Genomic DNA, 14,756 nt, shown 5'->3' on the forward strand with positions numbered 1-14,756 from the left:
CCCTGCCCGGGGTGCCCCGGCGGCCTTGGCACGGATCCGGACAGGCAGGACACCCCGTCGGCAAGGACCGGGGCCCCCGGGAGGCGGAGGAGGACGACGCGGGGCGGATCCGGTTGCTCGTCACCGGCGGGCACTACGAGAGGAACCCGGTCCGCGGCGGCCCGCGCGACACCGTCGTCACCGACCGGCCGCTGACCTCCCCGCCCGTTCGCCGCCGGCACCCCGTGTCGAGGGCACCGGCGTCGTCATCAATGGGTCATACGGTTCGGCGTGGCTGCCTCGCGGGCCTCCAGCAGTTCGTCCCAGTGTTCCACCGACCACGCGCAGGCCGCGTTCATCGGTTCGAGCATGCTGCGTCCGAGAGGGGTCAACTCGTACTCGACCCGCTGGACGGAGCCGGCGTGGGCGGTGCGGAGAATCAGCCCGTCGCGTTCGAGCGACCTCAGCGACTGGGTGAGCACCTTCGCGGTGACCCGGCGCAGCGGGACGCGCAGCTCGGAGAACCTGCGCGGTCCCCGCTCAAGGCAGCGGATGATCATCCCCGCCCATTTGTCACCGAAACGGACGGGGGACAGGTCTGACGGGCACAACTCGTCGAACATGTCCGCGCGCAGTGGTGGCTCTGTCACGGCGCCCAGGGTATCCGGTGACCGGCTGCCCGTTGAGGGGGCCTGACGGCGGCTCCAACGCCTTCGTGGCCCAGCGCTCCACAACCTCCCCGAGATCGACGGCCGGCCCGGACCCGGTGTCGGCCGCTGCCGGCGACAGGGGGCCGATGACCGTCGCCGCGTCGCGGCCCCCGGAGATCCCCTCGGGTGTGGTTCCTTCGCGGGATTTCTGTCGGAGCGGTGAGATAGGTTCCCGGTTCATGATCGACTGTTTACCGGCCGGCACGGCCGCGTGGGAGCAGTGCGGCAGGGTGCCGGTGGTGCCGCCGGTCCGGCCCCGCAAGCTGGCGAAGGTTCCCTTCGTCGAGCTGGCGGACGGCCGGCTGCAGGGTGTCGTGTCGAGCGGCTCGGATATCAGCCGCGTCTACGTCTCCTCCGTCACCGCGGCCACCCACACCCACAGCTGCAGTACCAACAACAACCGTCCGTGCGGCGGCCTGTCCGGTTCCTACCCGTGCAAGCACCTGCGGGCCCTGACCGCCGAGGCCGTACTGCAGTACGGCCTCGACCGGGTGGCCCGTTACCTGCGGGCCGAGGTCTCCGAGGGGGCCGACCTGATCGACTGCCTGCGCGGCGGCCTCGGCCCCGCCCCCGCGGCCATGGTGTTCAGCCGTTTCCTGCGCCACCTGGCCTACCTGGAGCTGCCCGACACCACCGTGCCGATCCCCGAGCTTCACTGGTTTCCGGCCACGAGGGTGGTGCGCTGATGCTCGCCGCACAGCTGACCCGGCTGCGGGACGGCGAGTCGGCCGGCCTCGGGGAGGCGCTGGAGCTGGTGACCGGCTTCGACGAGGCCCTGGTGCACGGGCTGGCCCGGCTCTCCGAGCAGCACGCCGCGGCGCTGACCGCCCTGGCAGGCGCCTTCGCGCTCACCCCGATCGGCGAGGGGGCGGCGGAGGCAGTGGCCAAGGTCGTCTCCGGCTCGATCGCCGAGGAGCAGCTGACGATGCTGGCAGGCGGCCGGACCGCGCTGCTGGGCGCCGTGCACGACGCTCTGCTGGCCGAGCTGGACGAGGCGCTGGGGCGCGAACGCGCCCCGTGGCAGGCAGCGCCGATGCCCGAGGCGGACGGTGCGGGCAACCTGCTCGGCGCCGCCAGGTCCTGGCTGTGCGAGCTGGCCATCACCGGCTGGCGCGGCGTCGACCACGACCTCGTCTCGGCCTCGGACCAGACCATCGAGGCGCTGCTGGCCGTGCCGGAGCAGCGCAGGCAGGCGGTGCTGCTCGACGGCCTGGCGGCCGAGCTGCGCGCCTGCTGCCCGATCGGCACGATGGAGCGTCTGCCCGTACGGCGCTGGGCCGATCTGTGGACCCGGGCCCTGCTGCTGGCCAGGTCGGGCGGCCAGGTTGGCGAGCGTGTCGTGGCCGAGCACCTGTCGGGGCGGCTGCTGATCCTCGGCGTCGACGTGCACGAGCACGCCACCGCCGTACAGATGCAGGTGCACGGCGTGCTGGAACCCGCCGGCGGCGGCCGGGCCCGGCTGGTGCGCACCAGCGTGGCCGCCGCCAAGGTGGACACCATCGTCGGTCCCGCCGTCTGGAAGCTGCCGAACCGCCATCCCCGGCTGCTGGGCGCGCTTGCCGAACGGCGCAGCCTGGAGATCACCGATGTGCCCGTGCTGGCCGGCGGTGACCTGCTGTGGGATGACGATCGGGCGCGGGCCGGTGCGCCGGTCGACGCCTTCGCGGTGGCCAGGGTCTCCCTCGCCGGGGCGCTCGCGCCGGCCGCGCCACCCCTGGACCGCCACCCGGTGCTCATCGCCGAGCCGGTGCTGGTGACGGACTACAAGGTCACCCGTGACGGCTCGTTCGACCTGGGCGGCGCCGTGCTCGCCGTCGACACCGACGGGCTGCCCGCCTGCGGCCCGCTCACACCGAAACTGGTGGCCGGATCCTCGGAGTGCATCGGGCTGATGCGCTGGGACGGCGGCCGCTGGCTGCTGCAGCCGCTCGCGGTGCGGGCCAAGGTCAAGAGCGAGACGATCGAGGCGCACACCGGTGACTGGGCGCTGGGGCCCACCGACCCCAAGGTGGTCAAGGCCGAGGCCAGGGCGGGGGACGCGGTCGCCGTGCTGCGTGAACGAGCCGGACGGTTGCTGAGACGATGAGCCGGAACAGCGAGAACAGCACGGCGAGCGCCGAGCAGAACCGGCGTCAGGTGCTCTACTGGCGGCTGCTCGCCCGCCTCTTCGACAACGACGAGCAGCCCGCGCTGGAGAGCGCCAGCATGGCCGTCGTCGACGATCTCGGACTGCCCGCGGCGTTGCTCGACCCCTCGGTGTCCGTCGACACCCTGGTGCAGCGTTTTCCCGAGCTGGCCGCGGAGTTCCGGGACCTGCTCACGCCGGGGGAGCAACCGGGTGAGCAACCGGGTGAGCGGGAGGCCGGCCAGGAGGTGCGCAGGGCGGCTTTGGTGTCGAAGCTGCTGCTCAACGTCTTCGCCACCGGGGCGGGTGAGGTCACCGCGACCCGGCTCGCGGCCTGGCAGCAGGACGCCGGCTGGTTCAAGCAGGCCCTGGGCTGTGAGGGCGGCCGCCAGGCCGGCGGTACGAGCGATGGCGCGGGTGGCGGCGCGGGTGACCGTGAGCCGGCCTCGGTGTTGGCGGGTCTGGAGGCCGACCTGGTCAGCCGCATGCGGTTGCGCGAGGTTCTGGCCGATCCGGTGCTGGCCAGGCGGCTCACGCCGAGCATGTCGCTCATCGAGCAGCTGCTGCGTGACAAGGCCAACCTGTCGGGGGTGGCGCTGGCCAACGCCAAGGCGCTGATCCGCAGGTTCGTCGACGAGGTCGCCGAGGTGCTGCGCACGCAGGTCGAGAAGACCAGTGTGGGCGCCATCGACCGCTCGGTGCCGCCCAAGCGGGTCTTTCGCAACCTCGACGTCGAGCGCACGATCTGGAAGAACCTCGTCAACTGGAACCCCGAGGACCAGCGGCTCTACGTCGACCGGCTCTACTACCGGCGCACCGCCAGGCGCACCACGCCGGCCCGGATGATCGTGGTCGTCGACCAGTCGGGGTCGATGGTCGACGCGATGGTCAACTGCACCATCCTGGCGTCGATCTTCGCGGGGCTGCCCAAGGTGGACGTGCACCTGATCGCCTACGACACCCGTGCGCTCGACCTCACCCCGTGGGTGAACGACCCGTTCGAGGTGCTGCTCCGGACCCGGCTGGGGGGTGGCACCGACGGCACGGCCGCCCTGACCCTGGCCCAGCCGAAGGTCTCCGACCCGCGCAACACCGTGGTCGTGTGGATCTCCGACTTCTACGAATGGAACTGCGACGCCGTCTACGCCGGCCTGGAATCCCTGCACCGCTCAGGCGTCCGGGTCATCCCGGTGGGTTCGGTGAGCAGCGGCGGCCAGCAGAGCGTCAATCCGTGGTTCCGCCAGCGGCTCAAGGACCTGGGCACGCCGGTGATCTCCGGTCACATCCGCAAACTCGTGTTCGAGCTGAAGAACTTTCTCACCTAGGAGCCCCTACCGATGACCAATGAGATGTTGCGCGCGCCCGCCGAGGTGAAGTACGCCGAGGAACTGGACTGGCTGGAGTCGGTCGACGACGGCCCCAAGCCGTTCTCCTGGCGGCTCAGCCCCCGCATGGTGCGACTGTTCGTGCTCGGCTCCGAGCGCTCCGACGGGCTGGAGCGGGAGATCTCGCAGAAGTGGTTCGGCGAGCGGAGTTTCGTCGAGCGCAGCATCGTGACGCTGGCCTCCGACCGGGGACTGCTGCTCATCGGCGACCCCGGCACAGGCAAGAGCTGGCTGGCCGAGTTGCTCGCCGCCGCCATCTGCCGCAACTCCACCCTGGGTGTCCAGGGCACGGCGGGCACCACCGAGGACCACATCAAGTACTCCTGGAACGTCTCCATGGTGATCGCCAAGGGGCAGTCCCGCGCGTCGATGATCCCCTCGCCGATCATGACGGCGATGGAGCGGGGCGTGATCGGCCGTTTCGAGGAGCTGACCCGCTCGACCAGCGACGTGCAGGACGCCCTGATCTCGATCCTGTCGGAGAAGTACATCTCCATCCCCGAGCTCGACACCGACAACATCGTGTTCGCCAAGCCCGGGTTCTCCGTCATCGCCACGGCCAACAGCCGTGACCGGGGCGTGAACGACCTGTCCTCGGCGCTGAAGCGGCGGTTCAACTTCGTCAGGATCCCGGTCGTGACGAGCAAGGCCAGCGAGGCGGAGATCGTCCGCTTCCGCACCACCGAGCTGCTGCGCCGCCATCGCATCGAGCTGGACCTGCCGCCCACACTGCTGGACATCCTGCTGCAGAGCTTCGCCGACCTGCGCGCCGCGGCGGCCTCGGCCACCAGCGAGGACGAGAAGCTGGAGTCGGCGCTGTCGACCGCCGAGCAGATCGGTGTGCTGGAGGACGCCATCCTGCACAGCGACTTCTTCGGTGATCGGACCCTGCGCGCCCAGACGCTGGGCGGCGCCCTGGTGGGCTCGCTGGCCAGGCGCGCCCCCGAGGACCTGGCCATCCTGAACAAGTACTGGCACGGGGTCGTCGAGCCGCGCAGCAAGAAGGAGGGCGGGGAGTGGACGGGCTTCCTCGAAGGCGGCCGCCAGGCGATCTCCACGCTGTCATGACCTCCTTCCCGCGACCCTTGGCAGCACGCCGGGTTTCCCGCCCAGAGCCAGAGCTCGGGGTCTCCATGCCCGAGGAGATGTGATGAGCACCTTCGCCGCCCTGCGCGAGCAGCTTCTGGACGCCGCCACCGCCTTTGCGGGCGGCCCGGACGCGCTGTCTGAGATCCTGGCGGGTCTGGTCGACGACGTCGACCGGGCGCTGCACGAGGAGCTGGAGATATTCCCGGTGTGTCACCACTCACCGGCCTCCGCGCTGGCCATGACGCGGCGGCTGCGCGACCGGCAGCCCAAGGTCGTCTATCTGGAGTTGTGTGAGGACCTGCGGCCGTTGCTGGAGGAACTGCGCAACTGCCGGCTGCCGGTGGCGCTGCAGGCGTTCGCCACCGAGCCGGAGGGCTTTCCGCCCGGCTCCGGCCCGCTGAGCGTTGTGGCGCCGCTGACCGAGGCCTCGGCGGAGTACCAGGCCATCGCCTACGCGCTGGACACCCCGGGTGTCGAGCTGGTGCTGGTCGACCGCTCGGCCGACCACGTCTTCCAGTGGCTGCCCCGGGAGGAGGCCGAGCCGGTCGCCGCCGAACGCGACGGCGACCTGCACGGCGACGCCGTGGGTGTCGAGGTGGGCGACCTGAGGCCGCGTTTCGCCGAGCTGGAGGAGCACCTGCTGCGCCACGGCAAGGTCCGCCACTGGTCGGAGTGGTGGGACCAGTACGTCGAGCAGCCGCTGGCCGGTGCGGACTACGACACCTACCGGCAGGCCATGGCGCTGATCGGCAGCCTGTTCCGGCGGCTGGGGCCCGGTGGTGAGCGGCTGGCCGGTGACGAGGAACGCGAGCGCCACATGTGGACCCGGATCCGCGAGCACCTGGCCGTCTCCGGCGCCGACCCGGCGACCTGCCTGTACGTGTGCGGTGCCTTCCACGCCGTCAGCACGGTGCCCGAGTTCGGCCTGGCGGCCGACGCGCCGGCGTACACCATCACCCCTCCTACGGCCACGCGCTGGCTGTACGGGTTGATCCCCTCCAGCCACTCGGCGATCGAGGCCCAGTTCGGCCTGGCCCAGGGGTCGGTGTCGATCGCCGCGGCGACCTGGGCCAAGGCGGCGACGCGCGGCGGCCTCACGCCGTACCGGCTGCGGGGGCAGCGGGGCACCCGCTCGCGGACCGTGTCCCCCGTACGGGCCGCGGTGCCGGCCCCCGCGGAGCAGGTCACCGACCGGCTGTCGGGGTTCCTGGCCACCCCGCCCGCTCTGGACGACCTGGACGAGGCCGAGCTGCGCGGCTGGTGTGTCGACATCGTGCGGCTGGCCCGGCGTAACGGCTACCTGGCCAGCACCGCCGACGCCATCGCGGTGTTCGAGACCTCGATCCTGCTCGCCGGGCTGCGTAACCGGGCCAGGCCGACGCCGTACGACTTCCAGGACGCGGCTGTCACGTGCATCGAGAAGGACGTGGTGCCGGGCCGCCGTGACATCCGCCGCCTGTGCGAGATCCTCCTGGGAGGCGACCGGATCGGCGAGGTCGGCTACGAGGCGCTCCCGCCGCTGGCACGCGACGTGTACGACCGGCTGGAACCGCTCGGGCTGGACCCCGGCAGGCGCACCCAGCAGCGGGCGCTGCTGGACCTGCGAGCCGATCCCGGACTGGTGCCGTGCTCGGACCTGCTGTGGATACTGCGCCAGCTGCTGCCCGAGGGCGCGGTCCGGCCCATCATGGGGGCGCGCCGCCTGGGAGAGCGGCCGATCCAGGAGAGCTGGGACCTGGCGATCGGCCGCCACCAGCGGTCGATCGTCGAACTGGGCTACGAGGGCGTCACCGTCGAGCAGGTGCTGGAACAGCGCCTGCGCCGCAAGGTACGGGAGCCGCAGGCCGGCGCGGGAGTCGCTCTGGCGGCGGTGGAGGACGCCATCCTCTACCTGGGCGGCCGCCGCTTCGCCGACGAGCTCGGCAACCGCGCGGTGGAGTTGCTGGCGGCCGAGCGCACCGTGGACGACGCCCCCGAGGTACTGCGCCGGATCCGCCGGCTGCTGGCGTACTACCGGGCCACCCAGCCGGACCTGCCGGCCTGGTGCGAGGCGTTCGTCACGGCCGGCTACGCGCACTACTGCACGCTGCTGCCGACCGCCTTCGTGGACGAGGACACCGGAGTCCGCCAGGTCGGTGCCATGCTCGGCTTCCTGTTCTCCATGGAGAGTCTCGCGCTGTCGCTGGGCTGTGACCGGGCCCAGCTGGAGCTGGCGGTGCGGCAGGCGCATCCGCAGGAGCCGGCCAAGACGGCGCTGCTGTGGGCGGCCCAGACCCAGCTGGGCCTGCTTTCGCAGGCCCGGCTGCGCGCCCGGTGTGACGAGCTGCTGGCCAACCCGCTCGTCATCCCCTCCTTCCCGCTCTACCTGAGCGGGTTCGTCCAGGCGCTCGAACCCGTTCCCGCCCTCGCGCCGTTCGTGGTCGAGGTGCTGTCCAAGGCCTTCGCGCGACTGCCCGACGAGGTTCTGCTGCCATGGCTGCCGACGCTGATCACGACGCTGCGCCGGCACGTGCCGGAGCTGGTCCCGGTGCTCGTGCGCGAGGCGGGCAGGACCTTCCCCGCCTCCCTGGCCGAGCTCGACCGGTGGGTCGCGCCGTGGGAGCGGCCGGCGGTGCCGGCCGGGCCGGCGTCCGCGCCGAGCGGGCCGGTGGCCGGGCTGCTGGCCGGGCACCCGCGGGCGTGCGACGCCGTGGCGGCGCTGCTCGGCTGCGCGGGGGAGTGGCCGACGACGACCGCGAGCGTCGCGGCGGCCCCGGCGGTGGGCGGGCTGCTCACCCGGCATCCGGCGACGACCGGCGCGGTCGCGGCGCTGCTCACCGGCTGAGGGCGGGCGAAGGCGCTCGTCAGCGTGTCGCGAGGGCGAGGGCGGGGCGTTCCCGCGTCCATGCGGTGAGGGCCGGATGGCGCTCGTGGAACTCCGCCGTCCCCGGTGTCCGTGCCTTGGCGTCTCCGGGGTCCGGAGGGTCGAAAGTCCCATGGGAACGGGACCTCCGGGACCTCGGCGCGAGTCGTACGGCACTGCGTCCGGGCTCCGAAAAACGATGTGATGAGGGTGCGAAAGAAACCGAGAGACACCACAGGAAAGGGGAGCCGTCATGGCCACCACTCACGGACGAGTTCACACCGGGCCGGTCATGAACGCCGCCCCCGTCACTCCCGCCGCCGTCATCCCCGCCGCCGCGAGGCGCCCGGTCGACTACGTGTGGGCGGTCGCCCGCATCGCCCTGGGGTGGGTGTTCCTGTGGGCGTTCCTGGACAAGACCTTCGGCTGGGGGTTCGCCACCCCCGCCGAGCGGGCGTGGGTGGCCGGGGGCAGCCCGACCACCGGGTTCCTCAAGGGCACCGGGGAGAACGCGCTCGGCGGTCTGTTCACCGGTCTGGCCGGGCAGGGCTGGGTGGACTGGCTGTTCATGCTCGGCCTGCTCGGCGTCGGCGCGGCCCTCATCGCGGGGGCGGGTCTGCGGATCGCCGCCGCCGCCGGCGGGCTGATGATGGTTCTGATGTGGGCGGCCGAACTGCCGCTGACCACCAACCCCTTCATGGACGAGCACCTCGTCTACGCCCTCGTGCTGGCCGGCCTGGCGATGGCCCAGGCCGGTGACACCCTTGGGCTCGGCAGGTGGTGGGGCGCCACCCCGCTGGTCCGGGACCACCCCGTCCTGCGGTAACCGTCCATCACGGCGAACAGCCCGCCCCCGGAAGACCCGGGGGCGGGCTTTCCCGTTTCACGGCCTGCTCGGTCCTGACCCCCGCCGGTTGCTCACCAGGGGGACGGGGCAGGAGGCGCGACGACCGGCGGACGGTCGTCGCAGGTGATGGTGTTCGGCAGTTCCCACGGTGCGAGCCAGGGACCGGTGGTGCCGCCCCCGTCGTTGCCGCCGAGGTCCGTCAGCGAGAACTCCGAGCCGGTGGACGGGAAGTTGAACGCCCCGCAGTTGTTGACGCCGACCGCGCCGACGTTGCGGGCGTCCACGTTCTCGAAGGACGCCGATCCCTTCACCCGGGCGCTGACCACGGAGGTACCGGTGCCGTCGACCCTGATGTCCTTGAAGTGGACGTTGGTGATCGAGTACAGGTCCTTCACCGGCCAGTCGCTGACCAGCATGATCGCGTTGTAGGTGTTGTCGAGGAAGTGGTTGCCGACCACCTGGATGTCGGCGGCGATGTTCTTCTCCAGCGCGTAGAACCAGATGGCTCCCAGGCCGATGTTCCAGTTCAGCTCGTACGTGCCGGCCCGGACCGTGGTGTTGTCCCTGACCCACAGGTGTCCGGCGAAGGCCTCGGCGCCGAAGCGGGAGCCGACCTGGATGGCGCTGCCCTCCCGGATCGGGTCGGCGACGAGGTTGTTCGAGACGGTGTTGTCGGTGCCGCCGTAGACGGCGATGCCGTTCGCGAGGACGGGCGTCTGCACGGTGTTGTGGTCGAAGGTGTTGCCGGCGTTGGAGGTCTTCTCCGACCACATCGCCAGGCCGTCGTCCCCGGAGTTGCGGATGAAGTTGTTCGACACGACCGAGTTCGTGACGCCGGTGTGGAAGTTGAGACCGTCGGCGATCTGGTCGACGACGACGTTGTTGGTGATCTTCAGGTTGGTCATCGGCCCGTCGAACCACAGGCCCACCTTGGTGTGGCGGATGTGCAGGCCGCTGATGGTCGAGTTGCTCATCGCCCCGCCGACGCCGTTCACCTGGTCGGTGTCGATGCGTTCGCGGACGTCGCCTTCGATCGCGAAGCCGGACAGGTGGACGTCGTCGCTGCCACCGGCCGAGGCGTCCTTGCCGTAGAAGCCGACGCCGGTGTGCACCGAGCCGTCGGGGGCGGGCGCGGGCAGTGTGACCTCGCGCCCCTTGATGATCGTGTACCAGTTGCCCGCGCCCTCGATCGTCACGTCGTCGACGATGATGTGGCGGTTCACCTGGTAGGTGCCCGGCGGGATGTAGACCTTGAGTCGCTTGCCCTTGGCGAAGGCGATCGCCCTGTCGAACGCGTCGGCGGAGTCGCGCCGCCCGAGCGGGTCGGCGCCGAAGGCCAGCACGTTCGCCGCGACGAGCCTGACGTGCGGAGCGCCGACGAGGTGCGAGTCGAGCAGGTCGATGACCGTCCAGGCGGCGTTGCTCCCGGCGGGAACCGTGAGCCGTACCCTGTCACCGGCGCGGTAGGTCCTGCCGAGCAGGAGGCGCTGCTCGTCGTAGAAGTGGCTCGGGCGGAACGGCTTGGTGATCGCCGGAGTGGGCGTGGTGGCGGCGGGCACGCAGGCGCACTCGGTGATCCACCAGTCGGGGTGGAGCAGGTCGGCGTTCGGGTCGTTGGAGAACGGATACTGGTTGTACAGCCACGCGTACTGCGAGGTGAGGGTCATGGACTTCCTGGCCCCGCCGTTCACCGTGACGTTGAGCGGCGCGGTGATGCCGCCGCCGTTGGGGGCGTCCGGGATGCTGTAGCGCACGGTGATCGCGTTGGCCGCGCCCGGCAGGGTGAACTCGACGTGCTGCCCGGGCGTCAGCTTGACCGCCCTGCGGCCCGACGCCTCCGACGGCAGCGTGTACGCGGTGCGGTCCGGGCCGATGACCGTGCCGTTCGTCGCGGCGTTCTCCGCCTCCTGCTCGGCGAAGTCGACGCTCGCGCCCCGGCCCGCGACGAGTGACGGGTCGAGGCCGGCGCGAGTCACCGCGGGCGTCGAGGCTCCGTTCGCGTTCCTGTCGGCGAGGGACGTGCCGCCGAGCGCGACGCTGAGACCGAGGGTGGCCGCCATCACCGCCGCGACCCTTCGAGGTGGCCTGCCGGACCACCTCGCCGCGACTCCTGTGCCGATCCGTGACATGGCGTGCTCGTTTCTCTCGGGGGGTGAACACCCCAGGGCGTCCGAGGAGAGCGACCTTCCTGAGGTGAGGCGACATTAGGACCCCTGAACCCCGCCCGGCAAGACTCGTGCGAAATAGTTTCGTAATCTTGTTCTCTAGCTGCATCTGTCAATCAAGTTCTTGCGGACACGGTAATGGGTCGTTGTGGAGTTCCCGCAGCGCGCGATCGGCGACCAGGCGGGGCCACCGGCCCGTCCGGCCATTCGAGAAAGGCCGAACGGGAGGCGGGTCAGGTGTCCGGGGACACCTGACCCGCCTCCCGTCCGGGCCGCGACCTCTCAGACGTTGCGCCGGTACTGGCCGCCCACCTCGAAGAGCGCGTCGGTGATCTGCTGCAGGCTGCAGACGCGGGCGGTGTCCATCAGCACGGCGAACATGTTCTCGCCGTCGTGGGCGGCCTCCTTGAGCGCGGCCAGTGCGGCGTGCGCCTGCTCGCGGTGGCGTTCCTGGAAGGCGCCGACCCGCTCCAGCTGGGAGCGCTTCTCGCCCTCGGTGGCGCGGGCGAGTTCCATCGGCCCGGCGTCGCGGGCGTCGGCGTCGGGATTGCGGAAGGTGTTGACGCCGATGATCGGCAGGCTGCCGTCGTGTTTACGCTGCTCGTAGCGCATCGACTCGTCCTGGATGCGGCCACGCTGATAGCCGGTCTCCATCGCGCCGAGCACGCCGCCGCGCTCGCTGATCCGGTCGAACTCCTCCAGCACGGCCTCCTCGACCAGGTCGGTGAGCTGGTCGATGATGTACGAGCCCTGCAACGGGTTCTCGTTCATCGCCAGGCCCCACTCGCGGTTGATGATGAGCTGGATGGCCAGGGCGCGGCGTACCGACTCGGAGGTGGGGGTGGTGACGGCCTCGTCGTAGGCGTTGGTGTGCAGGCTGTTGCAGTTGTCGTAGATCGCGATGAGGGCCTGCAACGTGGTGCGGATGTCGTTGAAATCCATCTCCTGGGCGTGCAGCGACCGGCCGGAGGTCTGGATGTGGTACTTGAGTTTCTGTGATCGCTCGTTCGCGCCGTAGCGTTCCCGCATCGCGACCGCCCAGATCCGCCGCGCGACCCGGCCGAGCACGCTGTACTCGGGATCCATGCCGTTGGAGAAGAAGAACGACAGGTTGGGCGCGAAGTCGTCGATGTCCATGCCCCGGGCCAGATAGGACTCCACGTAGGTGAAACCGTTGGTCAGCGTGAAGGCGAGCTGGCTGATGGGGTTGGCCCCGGCCTCGGCGATGTGGTAGCCGGAGATCGACACCGAGTAGAAGTTGCGCACCCCGTTGTGGATGAACCACTCCTGGATGTCGCCCATCATCCGGAGCGAGAACTCGGTGGAGAAGATGCAGGTGTTCTGGCCCTGGTCCTCCTTGAGGATGTCGGCCTGCACGGTGCCGCGCACGGTGGCCAGTGTCCGGGCGCGCAGCTCCGCGGCCTCCTCGGGCGAGGGCTCGCGCCCGTGCGTGTCGCGGTGGCGATCGAGCGCCTGGTCGATGGCGGTATTGAGGAAGAAGGCCAGGATCGTGGGGGCGGGGCCGTTGATGGTCATGGACACCGACGTGGCCGGTGCGGACAGGTCGAACCCGTCGTAGAGCGCCTTCATGTCGTCCAGGGTCGCGATCGACACGCCGGAGGTGCCGACCTTGCCGTAGACGTCGGGGCTCTGGCCGGGGTCGCGGCCGTACAGGGTGACCGAGTCGAACGCGGTGGACAGCCGGGTGGCCTCGCTGTCGGCCGACAGCAGCTTGAAGCGCCGGTTGGTGCGGAAGGCGTCCCCCTCGCCGGCGAACATCCGGGCCGGGTCCTCGCCCTCGCGCTTGAACGGGAAGACCCCGGCCGTGAACGGGAAACGGCCCGGCAGGTTCTCGCTCCGCAGGAAGCGCAGCAGTTCCCCGTGGTCGGTGTAGCGCGGCAGCGCCACCCGTGGAATCGTGCTGCCCGAGAGCGACTCGCGGGTGAGCCTGGTGCGCGACTCCCGGTCGCGGACCCGCACCACCTGCTCCTGGCCCGAGTACGCCTCGACGACCGCCGGCCAGCCGTCGATGAGCTCGGCGTTCGCCGGTGCGAGGTCGGCCCTGGCCGCCTCGGCCAGTTCGGCGACGGCCGCGGCGGGCGGTCCGGTGAGCTCGGCCGCCACCTCGGTCAGCCGCTGCAGGCGCCGGGCGGCCTGGATCTGCCGGGCGGTCTCGGCGTGGTAACCGCGCACGGTCTCGGCGATCTCGGCGAGGTAGCGGATCCTGCCCGGCGGGACGATCTGGGCCGCGCCGGTGGACGCGCGGCCGCTCACCTCGGGCAGGACACCGGGCTGGAGCGGCAGGCCGCTTTGGGCCAGCAGACCGCTCAGGTGCTGGTACAGGGCGGTGACACCGTCGTCGTTGAAGGTGGCCGCGCTGGTACCGAACACCGGCATGTCCTCGGGCCGGGCGCCGAAAGCCTCCCGGTTGCGGATCAGCTGCCGGGACACGTCGCGCAGTGCGTCGGCCGCGCCACGCCGTTCGAACTTGTTGATCGCCACCACGTCGGCGAAGTCCAGCATGTCGATCTTCTCAAGCTGGGAGGCCGCACCGAACTCGGGCGTCATCACATACAGTGCGACGTCGACGAGGGGGACGATCGCGGCGTCGCCCTGGCCGATGCCCGGAGTCTCCAGGATCACCAGGTCGTATCCGGCGGCCTTGCACGCCTCGATCACCGCTTCGATGTTCTCCGGCAGCTCGCGGGCGCCCCGGGTGGCCAGGGACCGGAAGAAGACACGGTCGCCGTCCAGGGTGTTCATCCGGATCCGGTCGCCCAGCAGCGCGCCGCCGCCACGGCGCCGGGTCGGATCCACCGCCAGCACGGCCACCCGGAGCTTGTCCTGCTGGTCGGTGCGGAACCGGCGTACCAGCTCGTCGGTGAGGGAGGACTTGCCGGACCCGCCGGTGCCGGTGATACCGAGCACCGGCACCCGGCGACCGGCGGCCGCGTCCGCCAGCACCCGCCGGTCGGCCTCCGGCAGTGTCCCGCCCTGCAGGCAGGTGATCACGCGTGCCAGCGCCGTCCGCTCACCCGCCAGCACGCTTTCGACCGGTACCGGCCGCGCGGCGAGATCGACGTCCGACTCACGGATGAGCCGATTGATCATTCCCGGCAGGCCGAACCGCTGGCCGTCCTCGGGGGAGAAGATCCGCACCCCCGACTCGGCCAGCCGGGCGATCTCCTCCGGCACGATGACGCCACCGCCGCCGCCGAAGATCTGGACGTGTCCCAGCCCTGCCTGCCCGAGCGCCGAGGCGAGATATTCGAAGTACTCGATGTGCCCACCCTGGTAGGAGCTGACCGCCACCCCCTGGGCGTCCTCCTCCATGACCGCGTCGACCACTTCCCGCACCGAGCGGTTGTGGCCCAGGTGGATCACTTCGGCTCCCTGCGCCTGCAGGATCCGCCGCATGATGTTGATCGCCGCGTCATGCCCGTCGAACAGCGCGGCGGCGGTGACGAAACGCACCGGGTGGGCGGGGACGTGCAGCGAGCCGTTGACGCGGGAGTGGTCGTCGGAGCGTGGCACCGGACTCTCCTGGAGGGTAATAAATCCTTGGACATCAAATATTTTGGCATTAAAGTACATAGGTGATCGGGATTCGGTCA

At 70.8% G+C, this 14,756-nt stretch carries 9 protein-coding genes; 6 read left to right on the forward strand and 3 right to left on the reverse strand.

Annotation, left to right across the window (positions count from 1 at the left end):
• Positions 1-248: 248 nt before the first annotated feature.
• On the reverse strand, positions 249-629 hold the full coding sequence (locus tag AB0K21_RS34865; RefSeq protein ID WP_343980820.1) for a helix-turn-helix domain-containing protein: 381 nt from the start codon (positions 627-629) through the stop codon (positions 249-251).
• A 239-nt stretch (positions 630-868) separates the two neighbouring features.
• Here AB0K21_RS34865 and AB0K21_RS34870 point away from each other — a divergent pair, with 239 nt between their 5' ends.
• The 6 genes from AB0K21_RS34870 to AB0K21_RS34895 all read left to right on the forward strand — a co-directional run bounded on the left by AB0K21_RS34870 (position 869) and on the right by AB0K21_RS34895 (position 8,956).
• Positions 869-1,375, forward strand: coding sequence for a hypothetical protein (locus AB0K21_RS34870; protein ID WP_343980817.1), 507 nt, complete (start codon positions 869-871; stop codon positions 1,373-1,375).
• Positions 1,375-2,775, forward strand: a complete 1,401-nt coding sequence (locus AB0K21_RS34875) for a hypothetical protein (RefSeq protein WP_343980814.1) — start codon at positions 1,375-1,377, stop codon at positions 2,773-2,775. Before AB0K21_RS34870 ends, AB0K21_RS34875 begins: the two co-directional genes overlap by 1 nt.
• Positions 2,772-4,139, forward strand: a complete 1,368-nt coding sequence (locus AB0K21_RS34880) for a VWA domain-containing protein (RefSeq protein ID WP_364155902.1) — start codon at positions 2,772-2,774, stop codon at positions 4,137-4,139. Before AB0K21_RS34875 ends, AB0K21_RS34880 begins: the two co-directional genes overlap by 4 nt.
• Before the next feature lie 12 nt (positions 4,140-4,151).
• The gene (locus AB0K21_RS34885) at positions 4,152-5,267 is read left to right on the forward strand and encodes an AAA family ATPase (protein WP_343980809.1); all 1,116 of its coding nucleotides are present in this window, start codon (positions 4,152-4,154) and stop codon (positions 5,265-5,267) included.
• Between the two features lie 82 nt (positions 5,268-5,349).
• Positions 5,350-8,112 carry a DUF5682 family protein gene (locus AB0K21_RS34890; RefSeq protein WP_364155904.1) on the forward strand — a complete coding sequence of 921 codons (2,763 nt, stop codon included), beginning with the start codon at positions 5,350-5,352 and terminating at the stop codon, positions 8,110-8,112.
• A gap of 310 nt (positions 8,113-8,422) precedes the next feature.
• Entirely contained in the window at positions 8,423-8,956 is a 534-nt protein-coding gene (locus AB0K21_RS34895; RefSeq protein WP_364155968.1) for a hypothetical protein, read from the forward strand.
• A gap of 92 nt (positions 8,957-9,048) precedes the next feature.
• Here AB0K21_RS34895 and AB0K21_RS34900 read toward each other — a convergent pair whose 3' ends face one another.
• Complete coding sequence (locus AB0K21_RS34900; RefSeq protein ID WP_364155906.1) at positions 9,049-11,106, reverse strand: glycosyl hydrolase family 28-related protein; 2,058 nt, start codon at positions 11,104-11,106, stop codon at positions 9,049-9,051.
• Positions 11,107-11,424: 318 nt separating this feature from the next.
• On the reverse strand, positions 11,425-14,676 hold the full coding sequence (icmF, locus tag AB0K21_RS34905) for a fused isobutyryl-CoA mutase/GTPase IcmF (RefSeq protein ID WP_364155908.1): 3,252 nt from the start codon (positions 14,674-14,676) through the stop codon (positions 11,425-11,427).
• Positions 14,677-14,756 lie beyond the last annotated feature (80 nt).

It is taken from the genome of Streptosporangium sp. NPDC049248 (assembly GCF_040678965.1).
Lineage (GTDB): Bacteria > Actinomycetota > Actinomycetes > Streptosporangiales > Streptosporangiaceae > Streptosporangium > Streptosporangium fukuiense.

What these genes read in the sequence shown, in the direction of transcription:
- AB0K21_RS34870 (WP_343980817.1), top strand. Translation starts at nt 869, where the DNA reads ATGATCGACTGTTTACCGGCCGGCACGGCCGCGTGGGAGCAGTGCGGC.
- AB0K21_RS34875 (WP_343980814.1), top strand. Translation starts at nt 1,375, where the DNA reads ATGCTCGCCGCACAGCTGACCCGGCTGCGGGACGGCGAGTCGGCCGGC.
- AB0K21_RS34885 (WP_343980809.1), top strand. Translation starts at nt 4,152, where the DNA reads ATGACCAATGAGATGTTGCGCGCGCCCGCCGAGGTGAAGTACGCCGAG.
- AB0K21_RS34880 (WP_364155902.1), top strand. Translation starts at nt 2,772, where the DNA reads ATGAGCCGGAACAGCGAGAACAGCACGGCGAGCGCCGAGCAGAACCGG.
- AB0K21_RS34890 (WP_364155904.1), top strand. Translation starts at nt 5,350, where the DNA reads ATGAGCACCTTCGCCGCCCTGCGCGAGCAGCTTCTGGACGCCGCCACC.
- AB0K21_RS34895 (WP_364155968.1), top strand. Translation starts at nt 8,423, where the DNA reads ATGAACGCCGCCCCCGTCACTCCCGCCGCCGTCATCCCCGCCGCCGCG.
- AB0K21_RS34900 (WP_364155906.1), bottom strand. Translation starts at nt 11,106, where the DNA reads ATGTCACGGATCGGCACAGGAGTCGCGGCGAGGTGGTCCGGCAGGCCA.